The organism is uncultured Halomonas sp. (assembly GCF_947501415.1).
GTDB lineage: Bacteria > Pseudomonadota > Gammaproteobacteria > Pseudomonadales > Halomonadaceae > Halomonas.
Genome location: NZ_CANMVL010000034.1, coordinates 1 through 20,462, shown reverse-complemented (window position 1 = coordinate 20,462; position 20,462 = coordinate 1). Strand labels below are relative to the sequence as shown.

Here is a 20,462-nt window from a genome sequence, read left to right as displayed (position 1 = left end):
CCGCTCTGCGCCGATGGTAGTGTGGGGCCTCCCCATGCGAGAGTAGGTCATCGTCAGGCACTTATTCAGAAACCCCGTCCCATGGACGGGGTTTCGTCGTTTTAGGGGCCTCCCCATGGAGAGTCCCGGAGTGCCGGCCACCGGAGCGCCGGCCGGAACACCCTCAGGCAGTTATTGGAAAAAGCCTCGGGCTCATGATGAGCTCGAGGCTTTCTTGCGTTTGCTGCCTGCTTTTTTCAGAGAGCCTGAGGGTAGGGGAGGGATGTGGTTAGACTTTAGTCGTTAGACAAAGGTATAGTCATCTCAAAGGTCACCAACCGTGAGGTTCATGTTATGAGCAATTCGACAGTAGCTTTCCCTACCATCTGGGATCGTAGCGGCACCTCACGCAGAGTCGTGAAGCCTGCTCTGCGTGGGCTCTGGCATGGAATGATCAAGTTGGCTGAAGCCCAGTGTGCGGCACAGGCTCGCCGTGGGTCTCTCCCCTACGTTTAAGGCAGCAAGCGACGCCGACAAACTCGGCTCGGCAAGCCACGCAAAAGCCCGGACCAGCAGGTCCGGGCTTGTTTGTGGTGCACTTGCAGGAAGGTGCGTGATCAACGCCTGGTCAGACAACGCCCTGGTCGATCATGGCGTCGGCGACCTTGCGGAAGCCGGCAATATTGGCACCCAGCACCAGGTTGGTAGGCTCGCCGAACTCCTCGGCGGTATCGGCGCATTGCCGATGAATATTGGCCATGATCTCCTTGAGCTTCACGTCGACTTTTTCCAGTGGCCACTGTTCCATGCTGTTGTTCTGGGCCATCTCCAGCTGGCTGGTCGCGACACCGCCCGCATTGGCGGCCTTGCCGGGGCCATAGGCGATCTTCGCCTCGAGAAAGTGATCCACGGCATCGGCGGCGGAGGGCATGTTGGCACCTTCACTGATGCAGTTTACACCGTTGCTGACCAGGACCTCTGCATCGGCGGCGGTAAGCTCGTTCTGTGTCGCGCAGGGGAAGGCGGCGTCGGCCTTGATGCGCCAGACCGCGTGGCCATCCTCAGGATACTCACCGACGGGGATATAGGTTGCCTCCGGGTGCTTCTCCAGATAGGTCTCCAGCGAAGCGCGGGTGACCTCCTTGAGCTCCTTGAGCAGGTCGAGGTCGATGCCGCGGGCATCATGCAGCGTGCCGCGTGAGTCGGTGCAGGTCACGGGCTTGGCGCCCAGCTCGTATAGCTTCTCAATGGTGTAGATCGCCACGTTGCCGGCCCCCGAGACCAGGCAGGTCTTGCCTTCCAGAGTCTGTCCCCTGGCTTCCAGCATGTTCTGAGCGAAGTAGACAGCGCCGTAACCGGTGGCTTCCTTGCGACCGATCGAGCCGCCCCAGTCCAGCCCCTTGCCGGTCAGCACGCCTTCATAACGGCCTGTAAGGCGCTTGTACTGGCCGTAGAGGTAGCCAATTTCACGACCGCCAACCCCAATATCGCCGGCGGGAACATCGGTATGAGGCCCGATATGGCGATACAGTTCGGACATGAAGGCCTGGCAGAAACGCATTATCTCGCCATCGGACTTGCCCTTGGGGTCAAAGTCCGAGCCACCCTTGCCACCGCCGATGGGCAGGCCGGTCAGGGCGTTCTTGAAGATCTGCTCGAAGCCGAGGAACTTGATGATGCCGGAGGTGACGCTGGGGTGGAAGCGCAGCCCGCCCTTGTAGGGCCCCAGGGCCGAGTTGAACTGGATGCGATAGCCCTTGTTGACCTGTACGCGACCCTCGTCATCGGTCCAGCAGATGCGGAACATGATTTGACGTTCCGGCTCGACGATACGCTCGATGATGCTGTGGTCATGATAGTGGGGGCTGCGCTTGAAGAGTGGGCGCAGGCACTCCAGTACCTCCTCCGCGGCCTGGTAGAACTCGGTCTGGGCGGGGCTGCTCTTGCGGAGCTTTTCCAGTGTCTCATGAACGTAGGGCATCATCGTATCCTGCAAGAAGGTGAGTGGGCCGGCCACGGCGGGCCAATCTGAAAGTGTTTTTCACGGTAACGACTATATAGCAATGCACCGTTATGCAGCAAATGTATGGGTTATGCGCGCTATGTGCGCTGTGATGGTGCAGCCTGCTTCCCGGCTGTCGTCATCACCGGCACTCGATGCTGGGTAGGACTCCATTACCCACTGCGCCGCGAGTCGTTCTGGTCGAGGGGGTGCGGCGGTCGTGCCGGCTTTCCCTGTGCGGGGAGCGGTGCTAAGGTGCTCTGCCGCCGGTGTCCCGGCAGCACAGATTGGGTTCACGAGGCGCTGTAACGGTAAGGAAGAGACGGCATGGAGAAGACGACAACATATCCGGTGGAGCTTCTCTGCTACTGCCGTCCGAGCTTCGAGCATGACCTGGCTGCCGAGCTCTCCGAGAAGGCGGCTTCGCTTGGCAGGTCGGGGGAGGCCGCCTTTACACGGGACGCAGGCTTCGTGAGATTCCTGCTCCCCGAGGGAGAGGTCGCCAACGGCCTGCATCGTGACCTGCCGCTGGACGGGTTGGTCTTCGCCCGTCAGAGCCTGGTAGCGTTGCCGCCGCTGACGCTGTCGCGGGACGATCGACTGACACCGATCGTCGATCAGGTGACGGCCAGCGGCTGGAGTTTCGAGAGCCTCTGGCAGGAGACCCCCGATACCAACGATGGCAAGGCGTTGGCCGGGCTTGCCAAGGCGCTGGAGCGGCCATTGACCTCGCTGCTGAAAAAGCGCAAGGCGCTGCGTCGCAAGGCGGGCGGCAGGCGCCTGCACCTGCTGTGGAGTGCCGGTGACCGGGTTCAGCTGGGAATGAGTTTCCCGGGAAATCGTAGCGAGTTGCCGGGAGGCATCCGGCGTCTGCGTTTTCCCAAATCGGCGCCCAGTCGTTCCACTCTCAAGCTGGAGGAGGCGTGGCACGAGTTCGTGCCGCGGGGAGAGTGGGACGAACGACTCGGCGAGGGCATGCAGGCGGCAGACCTCGGCGCGGCACCGGGTGGCTGGACCTGGCAGCTGGTGCAGCGGGGCATGCATGTCTATGCGATCGACAATGGCCCGATGGACAAGGCGCTGATGGCCACCGGGCAGGTTGAGCACCTGCATGCGGACGGCTTCACCTGGGAGCCTCCGTACCGTCTCGACTGGCTGGTCTGCGATATCGTCGACAAGCCCTCACGGGTGGAGGCGATGGTAGAGCGCTGGCTGGTTCGGCGCTGGTGTCGGGAGGCGGTCTTCAATCTCAAGCTGCCGATGAAGCAGCGCTGGCGGGAAGTGGATGCCTGTCTGCGTCGGCTTTCCGAGGCGCTGGAGGCGGCCAGGGTCGAGGCCGAGATTGCCTGCCGTCACCTCTATCACGATCGTGAAGAGGTGACGGTGCATGTGAGACTGAAAGGGTAAGCGTCAGTGCGTGGTGGGTTCGTAGATGCGGATCCGCTCTTCCTCGGTTAGCAGTGGCAGCAGGCGCTGCATTACCTGAGTGCGGGTCTCGCTGGTGTACCACTCCTTCCAGGCACGCAGGTCACGCCACTTGGTGATCATCAGACGCCGGTCGCTGTGCCCCTGCTCCACGAGGCTCTCACCACCCACGAAGCCCTTGGCACCCAGCGACACTCGCATGGCCTCGCGGGCGGCCGCCTCGTACTCTTCCTCGAGGCCGGGCATGATACGGCGTTCGATAATGATCTTGATCATCTTGCAGGCTCCGACTGATTTCTTTAGCACCTAATGCCTTTACAGCGATCTTCAATTGTCACCAGGAGGTTCTCGATGGCAGAGAAACACGACTTTCAGGCCGAACTCGATACCACCGGACTCTACTGTCCCGAGCCGATCATGCTGATGCACAACAAGGTCCGCGACATGCAGACCGGGGAGGTGCTCAAGGTAGTCGCCAGCGACCCGGCGACCACCCGCGATGTGCCCAAGTTCTGCCAGTTTCTGGGGCATGAGCTGGTCCATCAGCAGCAGCAGGGAGACAGTTATCTCTACTTTATCCGTTTAGGCTAATCCTGTCCCCTCTGCGCCGCCGGCGTGGCTGGGATGCCCTCAGGCACAACGATCAGGGCCAGCGCCTCCAGGGTCGCCGGGTCCTCCTGGCGAATCCGGTTGGCGATCTGGCGCTGAAAGAAGTAGACCCGGCGATGGCGGCTATGCACGGGATAGAGACAGGCATCGCCGAGCACGATCGGCGTCTGCTCCACATGGCGCTCATCGGCGAGTAGCGCCTCGACCGTGCCGTCGCTGTAGAGTCGCCAGCCGAATACCTGCTTGAGCTGCCAGGGGGCCTCGCCATCATCCATGCACAGGGCGTGGGTGCCCTGCAGTTCGGGTAGCTGCTGGATCAGGGTGACCTGCTCGGTCTCCTCGTAATCGAAGTAGCTGGCGGCGTGCTCCAGCTCCATCACCTTGTGCTCTGGAGCGCTATCGAGCAGCTCCTCGGTCTCGGGATCCCGATAGCCGACGAAGCGGCCATGCTCGTCATCGTCCAGGCGTTGGCAGGGTGTCAGTGACTCCATCCACGCCACCAGGCCCACCACTTCACCATCCTCGCGTAGGCCCCATGCCAGCAGTGGCATGCCATACAGGGTGTCGGGGCTGGCGTCGAGGCGATACACCATCTCGAGCCCATCAAGCTCCGGTGCCAATCGGACCAGGCGGCGTCTGGCCTGCTGACGCTGGCGCCTGGCATCCAGGTCGATGACCCGGGCAGTGCGGGGTGACATCTGGGTTCCCATGGTGTCCCTCCAGGTGCTGCTTGATCACGGAACCAGGCCGGGCGGCGATCGCCCCGGGCCGGTGCGGAAGCGCTCTGCGTCACTCAAGCACCACCAATAGCATAGACCCGATCATAGGTTAAGCTCTGCATCACGGGGCCGCTGACGGTCATGCCTCGGGGCAGCGTGAGGCGAGAGCCTCGCGCCGCTCAAGATGGGCCTGCAGGGCCTGATGGAAGCTCGGAAATGGCGCCTGGGAGTTTCGCCGAGAGAGCCACGCCTGACGATAGGCCTGGACCGCTTCCGGCGGCGCCTCAAGGCTATCGAAGAGTGGCAGGAGGCGGGTGAGCCACGCCTCAGCGGCATCATCCAGTGCTGTCAGCCAGTTGGCGAGCCGCCGTGCCTCGGGTGCCTGCCGCGGGTCGGCAGAGAAGCCTTCCGGCGGACAGTATCCGGGGGTGTCGAGCGCCTGGTCGAGCAAGGTGTTGGCTTCCGTGAGGCGCTGTTCGGCGAGCAGCAGGGTGCGCAGTAGCTGTGCCGTGTAGGGACGGTCGTTGAGCGCCTGCAGGTGTCTCTCGAGTGCCTCGAGGTCGACCGGTCGCGGAGAGCTTTCCAGCGGCGCGCGACTCAAGGCGTTAAGGTACTCGAGGGCGGTTAGCTGCTCACTCGAAGGCGTCAGGTCATCCGGGGGCAGTGGGGAGCTGACGCGTGAGAAGCTCTGCGCCCACTCCTCGGAACCGAAGAGCCCATTCCAGCTCGCCTGTGGAAGCTGTCGGCGCTTGGTGGCGGTTAGTTGTTCGAGACGAGCGAGGTCATCCGCGGCCAGCCTGTCGGCCACCCCGCTCGACAGGCATGCCGTGAGGCGTTGCCACAGTTTTAGTTCGTACTGCCAGCGCTGGCTGGCGGGGGCCACAAGTCCCAGGGTGCTGTTGCGCTGGGCGACCAGGGTGGTGATATGGCACTCACGCAGGGCAAAGATGTCGAGCAGGCCCTCGCGGGTGTCGGGGATGGGGACACGGCGTTCGCGTAGCCTGGGGAAGGCACCGATATTGCGTGGCTCGGCGTGGTCGGGAGGTGACAGGTCGAGGCGTTCGGCCAGGGTTCGCTGATAGTCGCGGAGCAGCCGATCGCTGGCATCGTTGGTGTCGCAGCCTGCCAGCATCAGGATAAGCGCTATGGCCACGATGCCACGGCACACAGGGTCAGGGATGAAGCGGGTCGCGTTCGCCATGGGCCACCGCCTTGCTGATTCGTCTCAGTCGCTCACCGAGCAGGATGGCCGCGACGGTGAGCCCTCCGATCAAGCCGATCCAGTAGCCATGGACGCCGAGCGGCGCCACGAGTCCAGGAATTCCGCGGGTGCCCAGCCAGTGGCCGCCGGCCATGCCCACCAGCCAGTAGGAGGTCAGCGTGATCACCATGATGATACGCGTGTCCTTGTAACCGCGCAGTGCGCCACCGAGATTGACCTGTAGCGAGTCGGAGACTTGGTAGATCATGGCCAGCAGGACCAGCGACAGGGCCAGAGAGGCCACTTCCGGGTCCCGCGTGTAGAGCCCGATCACCGGTTCGGCGGTGAATCGCAGCAGCAGGCCGTTGAGCAGGGCCACGGCCAGGCAGAGGACAATCCCATGCCAGGCGATCCGGCGCGCATGGTTGTGGCGCTGCTGTCCCAGCACATTACCGACCCGTACCGTTAGCGCCATGCTCAGCGACAGCGGCAGCATGAACAGGATGGAGGTGTAGTTGAGAGCTACCTGATGGGCAGCCACGGTGACCTCGCCGAGGCTGGCGATAAACAGGGCGATCAGCGTGAATAGCGTGACCTCGACGAAGATTGCCACACCGATGGGCAGTCCTACGTACAGCAGTTCGCTGACCAATCGCCAACGTGGGAGGCTGGCGGTATGCCATAGCGACACCTTGCCATAGGCACGCGAGTGGCGCGTATAGAGCCCCATGCACAGGCACATGGTCCATAGCGAAAGCGCGGTGGCGATCCCGCAGCCCAGCGCGCCAAGCGCCGGCAGCGCCTGAAGCCAATGCGGCAGCCAGGGCCCCAGCAGGGAGGTCAGTCCCTCGCCGCCGTAGATCAGCACGAAGTTGCTTGGCACATTGACGGCCAGCCCCGCCAGGCTGATCCATAACGAGGGACGGGTATGGTTCATGCCGTCGGAGAAGGCGCGCAGGGCCTGGAAGAGCGCGGCCCCGGGCATGCCGAAGGCCACCGCAAGAAGATAGCTACGCGAGCGTTCGGCGACTGCCTCGGGCACTTCCATCAGGGTGAAGATCGGGCCCACCGCAAACCACAGCAGCCCGGCGGCCAGTGCACCGAGTACCAGCGCTACCCATAGCCCCTGGTGCACATTGGGGGTGATCTCCGCGATACGACCTCCCCCCAGCAGCTGAGCGACGATGGGAGTGAGCCCCATCAGGGTGCCGGTCATGAACAGCATCAGTGGCAGCCACAGGCTGGAGCCAACCGACACCGCCGCCAGGTCAGTGGCGCTCAGTCGACCGGTCATCATCACATCGGCCACGCTCATGCCTGCCTGAGCCAGCTGGGCGCCGCAGATCGGCAGGGCCAGCGCCAGCAGTGGACGAGTCTCACGGCGGGCGGTATCGAAAAGGGTGGCCATCGGGCGGCTCAAGAGATGCGCTCCATGCAGTCGGGTAGGGGGGGCAATGCTAGCAAGGCCGGGCATTCTTTGCCCGTCTGGCGAGCGGTATACTAGGGCCTCAACCACGATCATGGAGGCCGCGTGACACACCGCTTGGAGGATATCATCGCCCTGTTCGATGGCCTGTTTCAGGAGACCTACCGAACGCGTCTGGTACGGGGTGGCGATGACCCCCTCTACCTGCCCGCCGACGCCGACTCGCCCTGGCACCGAGTGATCTTCGCCCGCGGCTTCTTTACCAGCGCATTGCACGAGATCAGCCACTGGTGCATCGCCGGGGCGAAGCGCCGCCAGCTGGAGGACTACGGCTACTGGTATCTGCCCGATGGGCGCGATGTCGCCCAGCAACGTGACTTCGAGGCCGTGGAGGTCGCGCCCCAGGCGCTGGAGCTGCTCTTCTCGCGGGCCTGTGGCCTGCGCTTCCATGTCAGCGTCGATAACCTCGATGGCGATGCCGTAGTGGACCGTGAGGCCTTCCATGCCAGGGTCGAGGCGCGTGCACGACGCTACGAGCGTGAAGGGCTGCCGTCGCGGGCAGACGCGTGGCGCCGTACCCTGGCCGCCTTCTATGACCAGGGCCTGCCTCTGTGCGAGGCGGTGGCCTCCGGTCGCGCCAGGCTTGCCGCCCCGCCTCAGCCGGCCTGAGTGGCGCGCCACGCTCGGCAGGGGCGATATGAACCCACGGGCAGCCTCCTTATCGGACCCGGGCGGTCGCTCCAACACCCTCGTCTGGAGAGCAGGCTAGGCTAGGGGGAGACATCAACGCCGCGAGGTGCCGCCGTGTTTCCCGACCCGTTACCCCAGGAGCAGCGCTTCCTCGATGCGCTGGCCCAGGACGACTGGCCCGCCGCCGATCAGTCCCTGACGCCGGGCGCCGTGGGGCTCGCCCCTGAAGAACTGATCGAGCTGTTCGAGTCGCAGCTGATGAGCCGTCATCTGGATCTCCAGGCTCGGCGTCTGCAGGCCCGCGGCGAGGCCTTCTACACGATCGGCAGCGCCGGCCATGAGGGCAATGCGGCCATCGCCCTGGCGCTTCGCGCCAGCGATCCCGCCTTCCTCCACTATCGCGATGCGGCCTTCTTTCTTCAGCGGGCCCGCCGGGTGCCTGGGCAGACGCCGCTGTGGGACATGCTGCTGAGTTTTGCGGCCTCCGCCGAGGATCCGATCTCCGGTGGCCGCCACAAGGTGCTTGGTTCCAAGACACTGTGCATCCCCCCTCAGACCAGCACCATCGCCTCACACCTGCCCAAGGCCATGGGAGCGGCCTACTCACTGGGGCTGTGGCGACGGCTGGGAGCTGGTGGCGAGTGGCCCGGCGACAGCGTGGTGCTGTGCAGCTTCGGCGACGCCTCCTTCAACCACTCGACTGCCCAGGGCGCCTTCAACGCCGCCGCCTGGTCCGCCTTCCAGGCTGTGCCGATGCCGCTGATCTGGTTGTGCGAGGACAATGGCATCGGTATTTCCACGCCCACACCGAAGGGGTGGGTGGCGGCCAGCATGGCCGCACGCCCGGGGATCCACTATCTCGCCTGCGACGGCCTTGATCTGCTCGATACCTGGCGTGTGGCCCGCGAGGCGGTACGCATCGCTCGCAGCAGACGCCAGCCAGTGTTTCTGCACATGCGCTGTGTGCGTCTGTTCGGCCATGCCGGCTCCGATGCGCAGCAGGCCTATCTGTCAGCGTCGCGCATCGAGGCCGATGAAGCCCGCGATCCGCTGCTGATCGGCGCCGGGCTGCTGCGCCGTCACGCGGGACTCGACCGGGAGGCGGTCGCCGCTCTCTATCATCGGGTGCGCGAACGGGTGGCGCGACTGGCCGAGGAGGCGGTGTGTCGCCCGCGCCTGGAGCAGGCATCGCAGGTGATGGCCAGCATCGTGCCACCGCCGCGGCCCGGGCGCGCGCAGCCTTGGCGTGGTGAGATCAGCACGACCCACGACACCCTGGCTCGACGGCTCAATCAGGCACTCGATCGACTGATGACCCGCTATCCCCATCTGGTGCTTGCCGGCGAGGATATCGGCCGCAAGGGGGGCGTCTACGGGGTGACCCAGAAGCTGCAGGCGCGCTTCGGGGGGCATCGGGTGATCGATACCCTGCTCGATGAGCAGAGCATACTCGGGCTCGGCATCGGCATGGGGCAGAGCGGACTGGTACCGATTCTCGAGATCCAGTTCCTGGCCTACCTGCACAACGCCGAGGATCAGCTACGCGGCGAGGCGGCCACCCTGAGCTTCTTCTCCAGCGGCCAGTACACCAACCCCATGGTGGTGCGTATCGCCGGGCTGGGCTATCAGAAGGGCTTCGGCGGCCACTTCCACAACGACAACGCCATCGCCGTGCTGCGCGATATCCCCGGCCTCTTGGTGGCCTGCCCCTCCAACGGGGCCGATGCGGTGGGGCTGCTCCAGGAGGCGGTGCGCCTGGCCGACGAGGAGCAGCGTGTGGTGGTCATGATCGAGCCGATCGCCCTCTATCACCGCCGCGACCTGCTGGAGGAGGGGGATGGCGGCTGGTGCTTTCCCGACCCGGGAGCGGAGTACCGCCTGGCGCCGGGGGAGCTCGGTCGCTGGGGTGACGGCAGCGAGCTGGCCATCGTTACCTACGGCAATGGGGTCCATCTCTCTCGTCAGGCGGCCGCGCGGCTTCAGGCCGAGGGTATCGCCCTGCGCATCATCGATCTCCGCTGGCTCACCGCCATCGATCACGACGCCGTCTTCGCGATGGTGGGCGACTGCGCGCGGGTGTTGATCGTCGACGAGTGTCGCCGAACCGGGTCGGTGAGCGAGGAGCTGATGACCGCCCTGGTGGAGCGTGGGCTGCCCGGCGAGCGCCTGTCACGACTCACCGCGGAGGACAGCTTCATACCGCTGGCACGGGCCGCCACTGTCACCCTGCCTTCGGTTGAAGGCATCGTGGAGCATGCACGGGCACTGCTGGCGCGATAGCTGGGCGATCAGCTCTCCTTCAGGCGTTGATGCAGGTGCAGCATCACCTCCACCTCATGCTCGGGGCGCAGCGGCTCCAGGCCCAGTTCGCCAAACAGCTCGCCGCGGGCACGCGACCAGTCGCCGGGGTCGAGGTCATCATACAGGCTGTCGGCGGGGGCCAGCTCGACGAAGGGGTCGAGGCCATAGGTGTCGAAGAGCTGTGAGAGGGCCGCCTCATCGTCGCCGACGCCGGCGGTGTAGAGGGTGGCATTGAAATGGTCACCCTCCAGCTCGCGGATTACGTCCAGCGGGCTGACCCCCATGCTGCCGAGTTCCTCGAGGCTGTAGCCACCGAGTGATACCAGCTCGGCCTCCAGCCACTCATCATCGGGCTGTATCAGGGTGTGCTTGATACGGCCGTCGGGCAGCGTCCAGGCGATTGCCAGCGGCAGGCCGCCCGCATCGCCGGTCTCCACGGCGATAAAGCCGGGGATCGAGTTGTCTGTGCCATTGGGTGGCATGTCAGGAGTCCTCATGTGTCGTGTCGTCGCGGTCTGTCTCGCCGGCGGCGTCCGCGGTCAGCCGGAAGAAGCGCCGGGCGGTAGCGGTGGTGGCGGTTGCCAGCTCGGCTTCGGATTCGCCACGCCAGTGAGCAATCTCACGCAGGATCCAGGGCAGCAGGGCCGGTTCGTGACGTCTGCCCTTGAGTTTGGCAGGTAAGTTGCGTGGCAGCAGGTAGGGGCAGTCGGTCTCGAGCATCAGCCGCGTCGAAGGAATCTGGGTGACCAGCTCTCGCAGATGGTGGCCGCGGCGCTCGTCGCATAGCCAGCCGGTCAGACCGATATGCAGGTCCAGGTCGAGATAGCCGAACAGCGTCGCGCGGTCGGCGGTAAAGCAGTGCACCACGGCATCCGTGATCTCGTCTCGCCAGGCATGCAGGATCTCGCGCATGCGCTGGCCTGCATCGCGCTCGTGAAGAAATAGCGGTTTGCCGTTCTCCGCCGCCAGCTCCAGCTGAGCCTCGAAGGCCCGCTCCTGTTCAGCGGGCGTGGAGAAGTTGCGATTGAAGTCGAGGCCGCACTCACCCACAGCCACCACCTCGGGCTGGCGATGCAGTTCACCCATGGCGATCGCGAGGTCGGCGTCCCAGCTGCTGGCGTCATGGGGGTGCACCCCAGCGGTGGCATGCAGCGCCAGACCCTTGCCGGCGTGCTGGCGCGCCATGGCGATGGCCTGTTCGGCATGTTCGCGGTCGGTGCCGGTAAGAATCAGCGTGGTGACGTTGGCCGCCTGTGCACGGCGCAGCACGGCCGGGAGGTCCCGGGCAAAGCTGTCATGGGTCAGGTTGGCACCGATATCCACCAGAGGCGCGGGCGCGGTGAAGCGCAGCGCCTCGGGCAGGAAGTCGTCGAAGGTGTCGGACACGCCTTGGCTCCTGTGCTTGAGGGTCGGCAAAGGCCACTATTCTACCCGTCGGTTGGATGCTGCGGCCACGTCGGGGCGCGCTTGCGTTACACTGGGCGCCCTGTCGATCGAGGAGGACCCCGCGTGACCCTGCTACGTCTGGAACAGCTGCAACTGGCCTATGGTACCCATGTGCTTCTCGATGGCGCCGATCTGGTGCTGGAGAAGGGCGAGCGCCTGGCCCTGGTGGGGCGCAACGGCACCGGCAAGTCGACGCTGCTGCGCCTGGTGGCCGGCGAGATCCTGCCCGATGGCGGCAGCATCTGGCGTGCTCCCGGGCTCAAGATCGGTGTGCTGGCCCAGGAACTTCCCGAGGCCTCCGGCCAGACGATCTTCGATATGGTGGCCGGTGGCCTGCCCGAGGCCGGCGAGCTGCTCTCCGAATACCACCATCTGATTCACGAGGAGGAGCCGGACATGCGCCGCATGTCCGAGCTGCAGACGCGGCTGGAGGCCATCGATGGCTGGTCATTCCACCAGCGCATCGATGTGGTGCTGACTCGCCTCGGCCTTCCCGGCGAGGCCGAGATGGCGTCGCTCTCCGGCGGCTGGCGTCGCCGAGTGGCGCTGGCAAGAGCGCTGGTGGCCGAGCCTGACCTGTTGCTGCTCGATGAGCCCACCAACCACCTCGATCTCGACACCATTGCCTGGCTGGAAGAGCAGCTGCTGGACTTCAGGGGGGCCGTGCTGTTCATCACCCACGACCGCGCCTTCCTGTCGAAGCTGGCCACCTCGATCCTGGAGCTGGATCGCGGCCGCCTGGGGCACTACCCCGGTGAGTACGCCGCCTATCAGGCGCAGAAAAACCACGAGCTGGAAGTGGAGGCTCGAGAGAACGCCGAGTTCGACAAGAAGCTCGCCCAGGAGGAGGCCTGGATTCGCCAGGGGATCAAGGCGCGTCGTACCCGCAATGAGGGGCGGGTGAGGGCGCTGGAGCAGCTGCGCCGGGAGCGTAGCGAGCGTCGCGATCGCCAGGGCAAGGCCTCACTCTCCGTCGACAGCGGCGAGCGCAGCGGCAAGCGGGTGGTGAGCCTCGAGCATGTCAGCCAGCACTTCGCCGACGAGACGGTGATCCGCGACCTCTCCCTCGAGGTGCAGCGTGGCGATCGTATCGGCTTTATCGGCCGCAATGGCGCCGGCAAGACGACGCTGCTCAAGATCCTGCTTGGCGAGCTGGAGCCGAGCGAAGGCAAGGTGCAGTTCGGTACCAAGCTGCAGGTGGCCTACTTCGATCAGCTGCGCGCCGGACTGGAGCCGGAGAAGACGGTCTACGACAACGTAGCCCAGGGCAGCGACCGCATCTCCGTGGGCGGCCGCGACCGCCATGTGATGAGCTACCTGCAGGACTTCCTGTTCACGCCGGAGCGAGTGCGCCAGCCGGTCAAGGCGCTCTCCGGCGGTGAGTCCAATCGCCTGCTGCTGGCCAAGCTGTTCACCCAGCCGGCCAACGTGCTGGTGCTGGACGAACCGACCAACGACCTGGACGTGGAAACCCTGGAGCTGCTCGAGGAGCTGCTGCTCAGCTTCGATGGCACCCTGTTGCTGGTTTCCCACGATCGCGCCTTCATGGACAACGTCGTCACCAGCGTGCTGGCCTTCGAGGGCGAGGGGCGGGTGCGTGAGTATGTGGGCGGCTACAGCGACTGGGTGCGTCAGGGCGGGAGCCTGCCGCCGGCCCCCTGGGAAGGGGCGGCGCGCCAGCATGCCGAGCCGGTGGCGGAGACGCCCGCGACGGAGCCGGAGAGGAAGGCCTCCTCCACGGGTGAGTCGTCGGCGAGCGCCAACGCGAAGAAACCGGTCAAGCTCTCCTACAAGCTGCAGCGTGAACTCGATGGGCTGCCGGCGGAGATCGAGCGGTTGGAGGGTGAGGTCGCGGAGTTCGAGACCCAGGTGGGCGACCCGGCCTTTTATCAGCAGGAGGCCAGCAAGGTGACCGCCACCCTTGAGGCTCTCGCGGCGCGTCAGGCCGAGCTCGATGCGGCCATGGAGCGCTGGATGGAGCTAGAGGCGATGGCCGCCGGAGAGGCATGAACCATGAACCGTGAACGAAGAGGCGTGATCGAGGAAGCATGAAAAAGGCGCCCCGGAGGGCGCCTTGTCAGGATGGAAGCGAGGGGGTTATTCCGCGCTCTCCTCTCCCTTCTTGCCGACGCGCACGGCGAGGACGTCGCACTGGGCCCCGTGGAGCACGCCGGTAGAGGTCGAGCCCAGCAGCAGGGCGAAGCCATGGCGGCCATGGGACCCGACCACGATCAGGTCGACATCATTCTCCTCGGCGAAGCGGTGGATCTCGGTGTCGGGCATGCCCACCAGCACGTGCTGATCCTCCTTGGCCACATGGCTATCGGCGATCTCGGCCAGCCGCTGCTTGGCATGCTCATCGAGCTGGTCCTGGATGCTGGTCAGGTCCATGGGGATATCGCCGCCATAGGCGAAGCCGAGCGGCTCGAGGGTATGCATGATCGAGAGCCGGGCATGGTTGCGGTCGGCAATCTGATGAGCACGCTCAAGCACCCTGTGGGAATCCTTGGTCAGGTCGACGGCGACCAGGACGTGACGATATTCGTTGCTCATGGGACGTCTCCTCGACGGGTATCTCTCGGTGAATCGTATGCCTTCACTCTAGGCCGGCAGGCGCGGCAAGACAACGATCTATATCAACCATTTCGCATTAACTCGAGGGGAGAGGCGCCAATGATCTGGCTGATTATCCTGCTGACCATGTTTCTGGTGATATCACCGGTGATATGGCTCAAGCCCAATCCACGCCAGAAGCGGGTGGGGTCACTGCGCAATGCTGCCATGCAGACGGGCATCAAGGTAACCCTGCGGGTGCCGCCCCTGCATGGCGAGAAGACCCCGATGCCGGCCTATCGCTGGCCCTACCCACCACGGCAGCCGGGGCCTGACTTCATGCTGGTGCGAGACTCGCACGCGGCCGAGGCGCTCAAGCCCTTCGCGCATGACTGGCGCTGGCGCAAGGAGCCGCTGCGCCCCCTGCCCGAGGGGGTGGAGGCCAGGCTCAAGCGACTGCTGGAGCGGCTGCCTCAGGACGCCCTGGTCGTGGAATCCGGGGCCGACGCCCTGACCCTGTGGTGGCAGGAGTCCCAGGGCTTTGCGCGCTTCTCGACCTATCTGGAGGACTTCGAGGCCCTGCGAGACGGCCTGGCGGGCCGACCCGATGATCGGCAAGTGCCGGGACCGCCCGCGTTCTAGTCTTCTACCGTGGCCTCGCCACGCGATTGCAGGGCCAGTCCGTTGTCCTCGATGCGGGACAGCAGCTCGGCCAGGGTGGAGATCTCGTCCTGGTCGAGGCCGGCAAACATCTCGTTGCGAGCCTCGCGTACCACGTCGTCGATGCGCTCGAGCAGTGGGGTGGCGGCTGGGGTAAGAAACACGCGCTTGGTGCGGCGGTCCTGATCACAGGGGCGACGCTCCACCAGCCCCTGGTCGGAGAGCTGGTCCAGGGTGCGCACCAGTGAGGGGGCCTCCACGCCGATGGCGCGGGCCAGATCACACTGGGGCTGACCATCGCCGAGCCGCCACAGGTGATAGAGGGTGACCCAGCGAGTCTGGGTCAGCCCCAGGGGCGCGAGACGCTCATCGATGACCGCGCGCCATAAGCGAGGTAACCGGCTGAGCTGGAACCCGATATTCTCATGCATGGGCAAAGGGCCTTCGGTTCAGGAAGTATTCTCGAATTGTCGGAACCCCCTGCGTGGATTGCAAGCGGGCTTATCATTCGCTTTTTCGCACAGTGGCTGGCGCCGGGCTTTCTGCCTCTGCGGCGTTACCCTGCTTCTCGGCACTCTGGTCCGGGGTCTGCGCTGATGGGCCGGTTTCCTGTGGGGGCGTCTCCTCGGCGATGGGCTCGCCATCGCCCGGGACCGGAGGCTGCCAGGAAAGCCCGGGCAGGCCCGCCGGTCGACGCAGGCGACCATCGGCCAGGGTAGCGCTCTGCCCATCGGCCACCCGAAAGCGGATCACCCCGATGCGCTGACCCCCCTCGGTCATCACATCGATGCGCCACTGCCCCGCGGTCACCTCGGGGAAGTTCTGCTTATGGCTCCAGGCCCGATACCCCGCCTTACGCCCCCCTTCGATCACTAGCGGTATGCGGTCGACCTCTTCGCCCTCGTGGCGCCACACATGATGAATCTCCTCCCGCAACCCACGCGGGGCGCGGATGGCCGTAAAGGCGAACAGTCCCTGGTGGCTCAGCGCCTCGGGGCTGAGGCGAAGCTCACCCTCCGGTGAGCGGGCGGCCTCGTCGAAGCCAGGCGAGAGCGCCGTGGCGGTGATCCACAGGCTGGCGGGCGGCACCCAGATCCGGCCTACCCAGGCGGCCCCGGCCAGGGGCAGCAGCAGGGTGAGCGCCATCAGCCAGCGCCGACCGCTCTGGTTGGCGGTGAGATGAAGCAGGCTCGGCAGGCTGAACAGCAGCATGGCGGCAATCGCCAGCAGCAGGCTCTGGTAGGTGGTCAGATGGAGCAGGGTGGGCAGGGTGACCAGCACCACCACAAAGACGCACTGGGCGTGGAAGGCGAAGTAGAGCCAGCGTAGCCGCTCGGCGACCCGGTAGTAGAGCGGGTCGATAATCGAGAACAGCGCCATGGCGATCACCAGCAGGGTGAACAGGGCCTGGCCGCTGCTCCATACCGTGGTCGCCAGCAGAAAGGGCAGGCAGAAGAAGAGTGTCTCCTGGTGGATCATCTGGGCGATGAACTGGGTCGCCCCCTGGGCCAAGGTGGGGTAGCCGCGGCGTGCCAGCAGGCGGCCGATCACGCTTTCGGAGAGCAGCAGCAGCCAGGCGGCGAGCATCCCCAGCGCCAGCACTGCACCGAGCCACGGCTGGCGCTCCGCCAGGAAGAAGCTGCCGAGCCCCGCGGCAAAAGCGATGGGAGGCCATAGCCAGCTCCAGGGGCGCAGTCGTCTCACCAGCCCTTCGGCGCGGGCCTGCAGGCGAGTGATGCGGCTGGCGGATGGCGTATCGTGTGGGGTGGGCATGGTTGTCTCGGTTGGGATGACGACTCGGTAAGCCCGCTATCCTAGCAGCATTGCTGGCTGGCCTGGCTGCCATACTTCTGAGTCACCGGGGAAGAGACTTGACGTGCGGGCCAGGCTGAACCAAGCTGTGGGCATTCAAACGTCCGTATGAAATCGGGAGGTTCGCGGAATGATCTATCAGGGTAATGCCATCGGGGTGGTACGCGGCGATGATGATATCGCCACGCTGACCTTCGATCTCAAGGATGAGTCGGTCAACAAGCTCTCCAGTGCAGTGGTCACCGAGCTGGATGAGGCGGTAAAGGCGCTGCAGGGCGAGACCGGCCTGGCGGGCCTGCTGCTCACCAGTGCCAAGGAGGCCTTTATCGTCGGCGCCGATATCACCGAGTTCCAGGCCATGTTTGGCAAGGGCGGTGACTTCCTGGAGTCGATGCTGATGCGGGTGCACGGCATCTTCAACGCCATCGAAGATCTTCCCTTTCCTACCGTCACCGCCATCAATGGCCTGGCGCTGGGCGGCGGCTGCGAGGTGCTGCTGACCACCGACTTCCGGGTGATGAGTGAATCCGCCCAGATCGGCCTGCCCGAGACCAAGCTCGGCATCCTCCCGGGGTGGGGCGGCTGTGTGCGCCTGCCGCGCCTGATCGGTGCCGACAATGCCATCGAATGGATCGCCGGCGGGACCCAGAATCGGGCAGACGCCGCCCTGAAGATGGGTGCCGTGGATGCCGTGGTGCCGGCCGAGCAGCTGGAAGCCGCCGCCCGCGATATCCTGGCCCGCGCCATTGCCGGGGAGCTTGACTACCGTGCCCGCCGTGCGGAGAAACAGCAGCCCCTCAAACTCGGCCCCATCGAACAGATGATGGCCTTCGAGACCGCCAAGGGGTACGTGGCCGGCAAGGCGGGCCCGCACTATCCGGCCCCGGTCGAGGCGATCAAGGTGATCCAGAAGGGCGCCGGTGAGGAACGCAGCCGGGCTCAGGCCATCGAGGCCAAGGCCTTCGCCAAGCTGGCAATGACCGATGTGGCCTTCAACCTGGTTGGCCTGTTCATGAACGATCAGGTCGTCAAGAAGAAGGGCAGTCGCTACGAGAAGGCGGCGCGTCCGGTCAAGCAGGCCGCGGTGCTGGGTGCCGGCATCATGGGCGGTGGCATCGCCTACCAGAGTGCCTCCAAGGGCACGCCCATCCTGATGAAGGATATCAAGGACGACGCCATCGAGCTGGGGCTCAAGGAGGCCCGCAAGCTGTTCGCCAAGCAGGTCGAGCGTGGAAAGCTCTCCACCGAGAAGATGGCCCAGAGGCTCAGCAACATTCGCCCGACCCTCTCCTACGGTGACTTCGGGCACGTCGATCTGGTGGTCGAGGCGGTGGTCGAGAACCCCAAGGTCAAGGAGGCGGTTCTTAGCGAGGTTGAGGGTGAGGTCGGCGAGGAGACCATCCTGGCCTCCAACACCTCCACGATCTCGATCGATCGTCTGGCGGCCAACCTCAAGCGCCCCGAGAACTTCTGCGGCATGCACTTCTTCAACCCGGTGCATCGCATGCCGCTGGTCGAGGTGATTCGCGGCGAGAAGACCAGTGACGCCGCGGTGGCGGCGACCGTGGCCTATGCACGCGCCATGGGCAAGACCCCGATCGTGGTCAATGACTGCCCCGGCTTTCTGGTCAACCGGGTGCTCTTTCCCTACTTCGGCGGCTTCAGCCTGCTGATGGAGCAGGGCGCCGACTTCGCCCGGGTCGACAAGGTGATGGAGAAGTTCGGCTGGCCCATGGGGCCCGCCTATCTGCTCGATGTGGTGGGCATGGACACCGCGGTGCATGCCGGCGAGGTCATGGCCAAGGGCTTCCCCGAGCGCATGGGCAGCCTGGGAGGCGAGGGCGAAAGCAGCGCCATTCAGCTGATGTACGAGAACGATCGCCTGGGACAGAAGAACGCCAAGGGGTTCTACGCCTACGAGGAGGATCGCAAGGGCAAGCCGAAGAAGGTCCGCGACGAGGCGGCCATCGAGCTGGTCAAGGGGGTGGTCAAGGAGAGTCGCGAATTCAGCGACGACGACATCATCGCCCGGATGATGGTGCCGCTCTGCCTGGAGGCCGTGCGCTGTCTGGAGGATAACATCGTCGGCAGCCCGGCCGAGGCCGACATGGCGCTGATCTACGGTATCGGCTTCCCGCCTTTCCGCGGTGGCGCGCTGCGCTATATCGATGCCATGGGAGTGGAGGCCTTCGTCGCACTGGCCGACGAGCTGGCCGGGGAGCTGGGCGCCCTCTATGCCCCCACCGACAAGCTGCGCGAGATGGCGGCTGCCGGCGAGCGCTTCTACGACACTCAGGACCAGGCCCCGGACCAGGCCTGACCCCACCACCCCTACAGGAGTAGCAAGATGAGTTTGAATCCGAGAGATATCGTGGTGGTCGACTGTGTGCGTACCGCCATGGCCAAGGCCAAGAACGGCGCCTTCCGTAACGTGCGAGCCGAGAACCTGTCCGCTGCCGTCATGCAGTCGCTGTTCGACCGCAATCCGGGCCTCAACCCGGCCGAAGTGGATGACGTGATCTGGGGGTGCGTCAACCAGACCCTGGAGCAGGCCATGAACATCGCCCGCAATGCGGCGATCATGACCGGCATTCCGCGCACCGTGCCGGCGCAGACGGTCAACCGCCTGTGTGGCTCCTCGATGAGCGCGCTGCATATCGCCGCCGCCAATATCAAGGCCGGCATGGGCGACTTCTATGTGATCGGGGGCGTGGAGCACATGGAGCATGTGCCCATGACCCACGGCGTCGACGTCAATCCGGCGGCCAGCAAGCATGCCGCCAAGGCGGCGATGATGATGGGCCTTACCGCCGAGTTACTGGGCAAGATGCACGGCATCTCCCGGGAGGAGCAGGACGCCTTCGGCGTACGCTCTCACCAGCGTGCCCAGGCCGCCCTTGAGAGAGGCGGGTTCGACAACGAGATCATCGGCGTGGAGGGGCACGATGCCAACGGCTTCCGCGCCCTGATCAAGCAGGATGAGGTGATCCGTGCCGATGCCAGCCTGGAGAAGATGGCCGCCCTCAAGCCGGCCTTCGACCCGCGCGGCGGTACCGTGACCGCGGGTACCTCCTCGGCGCTCTCGGTGGGTGCCTCGGGCATGGCGGTGATGAGCTACGAGCGGGCCCAGGCGCTGGGTCTCGAGCCCATCGCCCGGGTGCTCTCCACCGGCGTGGCCGGCTGTGATGCCTCCATCATGGGCTATGGGCCGGTACCGGCCTCCAAGCAGGCGCTCAAGGCCGCCGGCCTCAGTGCCGATGACCTCGACACCGTGGAGCTCAACGAGGCCTTCGCCGCCCAGGCGCTGCCGGTGCTCAAGGACCTGGGCCTGCGCGATGTCATGGACGAGAAGGTCAACCTGCATGGCGGCGCCATCGCCCTGGGTCATCCGCTGGGCTGCTCCGGTGCGCGTATCTGCACCACCCTGCTCAACGTGATGCGCGAGCGCGATACCACCCTGGGCCTGGCCACCATGTGTATCGGCATGGGGCAGGGCGTGGCGACGGTGTTCGAACGCCTGGCGTAAGCACCGGCTCGATGCAGAAAACAGCGGCGGCGCCCAGAGGGCGCCGCCGCTTCGTTTTGGTTGCCACTGATATCAGATTGCCACTTTTATCAAATTGCCACTCGCTCGCCTCC

Annotated in this window: 18 protein-coding genes; 8 read left to right on the top strand and 10 right to left on the bottom strand. The window is 65.3% G+C overall.

The genetic code is table 11. The annotated features are described in order from the left end of the window. Positions 1-607: 607 nt before the first annotated feature. The gene (gene gdhA / locus Q0894_RS15585) at positions 608-1,960 is read right to left on the bottom strand and encodes an NADP-specific glutamate dehydrogenase (RefSeq protein ID WP_299237057.1); all 1,353 of its coding nucleotides are present in this window, start codon (positions 1,958-1,960) and stop codon (positions 608-610) included. 348 nt (positions 1,961-2,308) lie between these two features. Here gdhA and rlmM point away from each other — a divergent pair, with 348 nt between their 5' ends. Beyond that, on the top strand, positions 2,309-3,388 hold the full coding sequence (gene rlmM / locus Q0894_RS15580) for a 23S rRNA (cytidine(2498)-2'-O)-methyltransferase RlmM (RefSeq protein WP_299237056.1): 1,080 nt from the start codon (positions 2,309-2,311) through the stop codon (positions 3,386-3,388). A gap of 3 nt (positions 3,389-3,391) precedes the next feature. On the opposite strand, the gene Q0894_RS15575 is transcribed toward rlmM, so the two are convergent. Then, complete coding sequence (locus tag Q0894_RS15575; protein ID WP_132045157.1) at positions 3,392-3,682, bottom strand: antibiotic biosynthesis monooxygenase; 291 nt, start codon at positions 3,680-3,682, stop codon at positions 3,392-3,394. 75 nt (positions 3,683-3,757) lie between these two features. On the opposite strand from Q0894_RS15575, the gene tusA reads away from it, so the two are divergent. Then, on the top strand, positions 3,758-3,997 hold the full coding sequence (tusA, locus tag Q0894_RS15570) for a sulfurtransferase TusA (protein WP_132045155.1): 240 nt from the start codon (positions 3,758-3,760) through the stop codon (positions 3,995-3,997). Here the strand turns inward: tusA and Q0894_RS15565 are convergent. From Q0894_RS15565 to Q0894_RS15555, 3 genes are all read right to left on the bottom strand, one after another. Beyond that, complete coding sequence (locus Q0894_RS15565) at positions 3,994-4,725, bottom strand: hypothetical protein (RefSeq protein WP_299237049.1); 732 nt, start codon at positions 4,723-4,725, stop codon at positions 3,994-3,996. The genes tusA and Q0894_RS15565 overlap by 4 nt on opposite strands. 148 nt (positions 4,726-4,873) lie before the next feature. Beyond that, positions 4,874-5,935, bottom strand: coding sequence for a DUF3080 family protein (locus tag Q0894_RS15560; RefSeq protein WP_299237047.1), 1,062 nt, complete (start codon positions 5,933-5,935; stop codon positions 4,874-4,876). Next, positions 5,907-7,343, bottom strand: a complete 1,437-nt coding sequence (locus Q0894_RS15555) for an MATE family efflux transporter (RefSeq protein ID WP_299237045.1) — start codon at positions 7,341-7,343, stop codon at positions 5,907-5,909. Before Q0894_RS15555 ends, Q0894_RS15560 begins: the two co-directional genes overlap by 29 nt. 123 nt (positions 7,344-7,466) lie before the next feature. Between Q0894_RS15555 and Q0894_RS15550 the strand changes: the two genes are divergently transcribed. Both Q0894_RS15550 and Q0894_RS15545 read left to right on the top strand, forming a co-directional pair. After that, positions 7,467-8,030, top strand: a complete 564-nt coding sequence (locus Q0894_RS15550) for an elongation factor P hydroxylase (RefSeq protein ID WP_299237043.1) — start codon at positions 7,467-7,469, stop codon at positions 8,028-8,030. A gap of 135 nt (positions 8,031-8,165) precedes the next feature. Beyond that, positions 8,166-10,331: an alpha-ketoacid dehydrogenase subunit alpha/beta gene (locus Q0894_RS15545; RefSeq protein ID WP_299237041.1), complete on the top strand. Its 2,166-nt coding sequence runs from the start codon at positions 8,166-8,168 to the stop codon at positions 10,329-10,331. Positions 10,332-10,339: 8 nt separating this feature from the next. On the opposite strand, the gene Q0894_RS15540 is transcribed toward Q0894_RS15545, so the two are convergent. Both Q0894_RS15540 and Q0894_RS15535 read right to left on the bottom strand, forming a co-directional pair. After that, positions 10,340-10,834, bottom strand: coding sequence for a hypothetical protein (locus Q0894_RS15540; RefSeq protein WP_161422403.1), 495 nt, complete (start codon positions 10,832-10,834; stop codon positions 10,340-10,342). A gap of 1 nt (position 10,835) precedes the next feature. Then, positions 10,836-11,738 carry a TatD family hydrolase gene (locus Q0894_RS15535; protein ID WP_299237038.1) on the bottom strand — a complete coding sequence of 301 codons (903 nt, stop codon included), beginning with the start codon at positions 11,736-11,738 and terminating at the stop codon, positions 10,836-10,838. A 123-nt stretch (positions 11,739-11,861) separates the two neighbouring features. On the opposite strand from Q0894_RS15535, the gene Q0894_RS15530 reads away from it, so the two are divergent. Then, positions 11,862-13,808 (top strand): ATP-binding cassette domain-containing protein, encoded by a 1,947-nt coding sequence (locus Q0894_RS15530; protein ID WP_299237036.1) that lies wholly within the window; start codon positions 11,862-11,864, stop codon positions 13,806-13,808. Positions 13,809-13,895: 87 nt separating this feature from the next. Here Q0894_RS15530 and Q0894_RS15525 read toward each other — a convergent pair whose 3' ends face one another. Further along, complete coding sequence (locus Q0894_RS15525; protein WP_132045141.1) at positions 13,896-14,351, bottom strand: universal stress protein; 456 nt, start codon at positions 14,349-14,351, stop codon at positions 13,896-13,898. 120 nt (positions 14,352-14,471) lie between these two features. On the opposite strand from Q0894_RS15525, the gene Q0894_RS15520 reads away from it, so the two are divergent. After that, the gene (locus tag Q0894_RS15520; protein ID WP_299237033.1) at positions 14,472-14,993 is read left to right on the top strand and encodes a preprotein translocase subunit YajC; all 522 of its coding nucleotides are present in this window, start codon (positions 14,472-14,474) and stop codon (positions 14,991-14,993) included. Here the strand turns inward: Q0894_RS15520 and slyA are convergent. After that, complete coding sequence (gene slyA / locus Q0894_RS15515) at positions 14,990-15,442, bottom strand: transcriptional regulator SlyA (protein WP_299237031.1); 453 nt, start codon at positions 15,440-15,442, stop codon at positions 14,990-14,992. The two genes, Q0894_RS15520 and slyA, sit on opposite strands and share 4 nt — an antisense overlap. Positions 15,443-15,515: 73 nt before the next feature. Next, entirely contained in the window at positions 15,516-16,784 is a 1,269-nt protein-coding gene (locus Q0894_RS15510) for a DUF5924 family protein (RefSeq protein WP_299237029.1), read from the bottom strand. A 169-nt stretch (positions 16,785-16,953) separates the two neighbouring features. On the opposite strand from Q0894_RS15510, the gene fadB reads away from it, so the two are divergent. Both fadB and fadA read left to right on the top strand, forming a co-directional pair. Then, positions 16,954-19,143 (top strand): fatty acid oxidation complex subunit alpha FadB, encoded by a 2,190-nt coding sequence (gene fadB / locus Q0894_RS15505; protein ID WP_299237027.1) that lies wholly within the window; start codon positions 16,954-16,956, stop codon positions 19,141-19,143. A gap of 27 nt (positions 19,144-19,170) precedes the next feature. Then, on the top strand, positions 19,171-20,349 hold the full coding sequence (gene fadA, locus Q0894_RS15500; protein WP_299237024.1) for an acetyl-CoA C-acyltransferase FadA: 1,179 nt from the start codon (positions 19,171-19,173) through the stop codon (positions 20,347-20,349). Positions 20,350-20,462 lie beyond the last annotated feature (113 nt).

What these genes read in the sequence shown, in the direction of transcription:
- slyA (WP_299237031.1), bottom strand. Translation starts at nt 15,442, where the DNA reads ATGCATGAGAATATCGGGTTCCAGCTCAGCCGGTTACCTCGCTTATGG.
- Q0894_RS15575 (WP_132045157.1), bottom strand. Translation starts at nt 3,682, where the DNA reads ATGATCAAGATCATTATCGAACGCCGTATCATGCCCGGCCTCGAGGAA.
- Q0894_RS15565 (WP_299237049.1), bottom strand. Translation starts at nt 4,725, where the DNA reads ATGGGAACCCAGATGTCACCCCGCACTGCCCGGGTCATCGACCTGGAT.
- fadA (WP_299237024.1), top strand. Translation starts at nt 19,171, where the DNA reads ATGAGTTTGAATCCGAGAGATATCGTGGTGGTCGACTGTGTGCGTACC.
- Q0894_RS15520 (WP_299237033.1), top strand. Translation starts at nt 14,472, where the DNA reads ATGATCTGGCTGATTATCCTGCTGACCATGTTTCTGGTGATATCACCG.
- rlmM (WP_299237056.1), top strand. Translation starts at nt 2,309, where the DNA reads ATGGAGAAGACGACAACATATCCGGTGGAGCTTCTCTGCTACTGCCGT.
- tusA (WP_132045155.1), top strand. Translation starts at nt 3,758, where the DNA reads ATGGCAGAGAAACACGACTTTCAGGCCGAACTCGATACCACCGGACTC.
- fadB (WP_299237027.1), top strand. Translation starts at nt 16,954, where the DNA reads ATGATCTATCAGGGTAATGCCATCGGGGTGGTACGCGGCGATGATGAT.
- Q0894_RS15525 (WP_132045141.1), bottom strand. Translation starts at nt 14,351, where the DNA reads ATGAGCAACGAATATCGTCACGTCCTGGTCGCCGTCGACCTGACCAAG.
- Q0894_RS15510 (WP_299237029.1), bottom strand. Translation starts at nt 16,784, where the DNA reads ATGCCCACCCCACACGATACGCCATCCGCCAGCCGCATCACTCGCCTG.
- Q0894_RS15540 (WP_161422403.1), bottom strand. Translation starts at nt 10,834, where the DNA reads ATGCCACCCAATGGCACAGACAACTCGATCCCCGGCTTTATCGCCGTG.
- gdhA (WP_299237057.1), bottom strand. Translation starts at nt 1,960, where the DNA reads ATGCCCTACGTTCATGAGACACTGGAAAAGCTCCGCAAGAGCAGCCCC.
- Q0894_RS15555 (WP_299237045.1), bottom strand. Translation starts at nt 7,343, where the DNA reads ATGGCCACCCTTTTCGATACCGCCCGCCGTGAGACTCGTCCACTGCTG.
- Q0894_RS15560 (WP_299237047.1), bottom strand. Translation starts at nt 5,935, where the DNA reads ATGGCGAACGCGACCCGCTTCATCCCTGACCCTGTGTGCCGTGGCATC.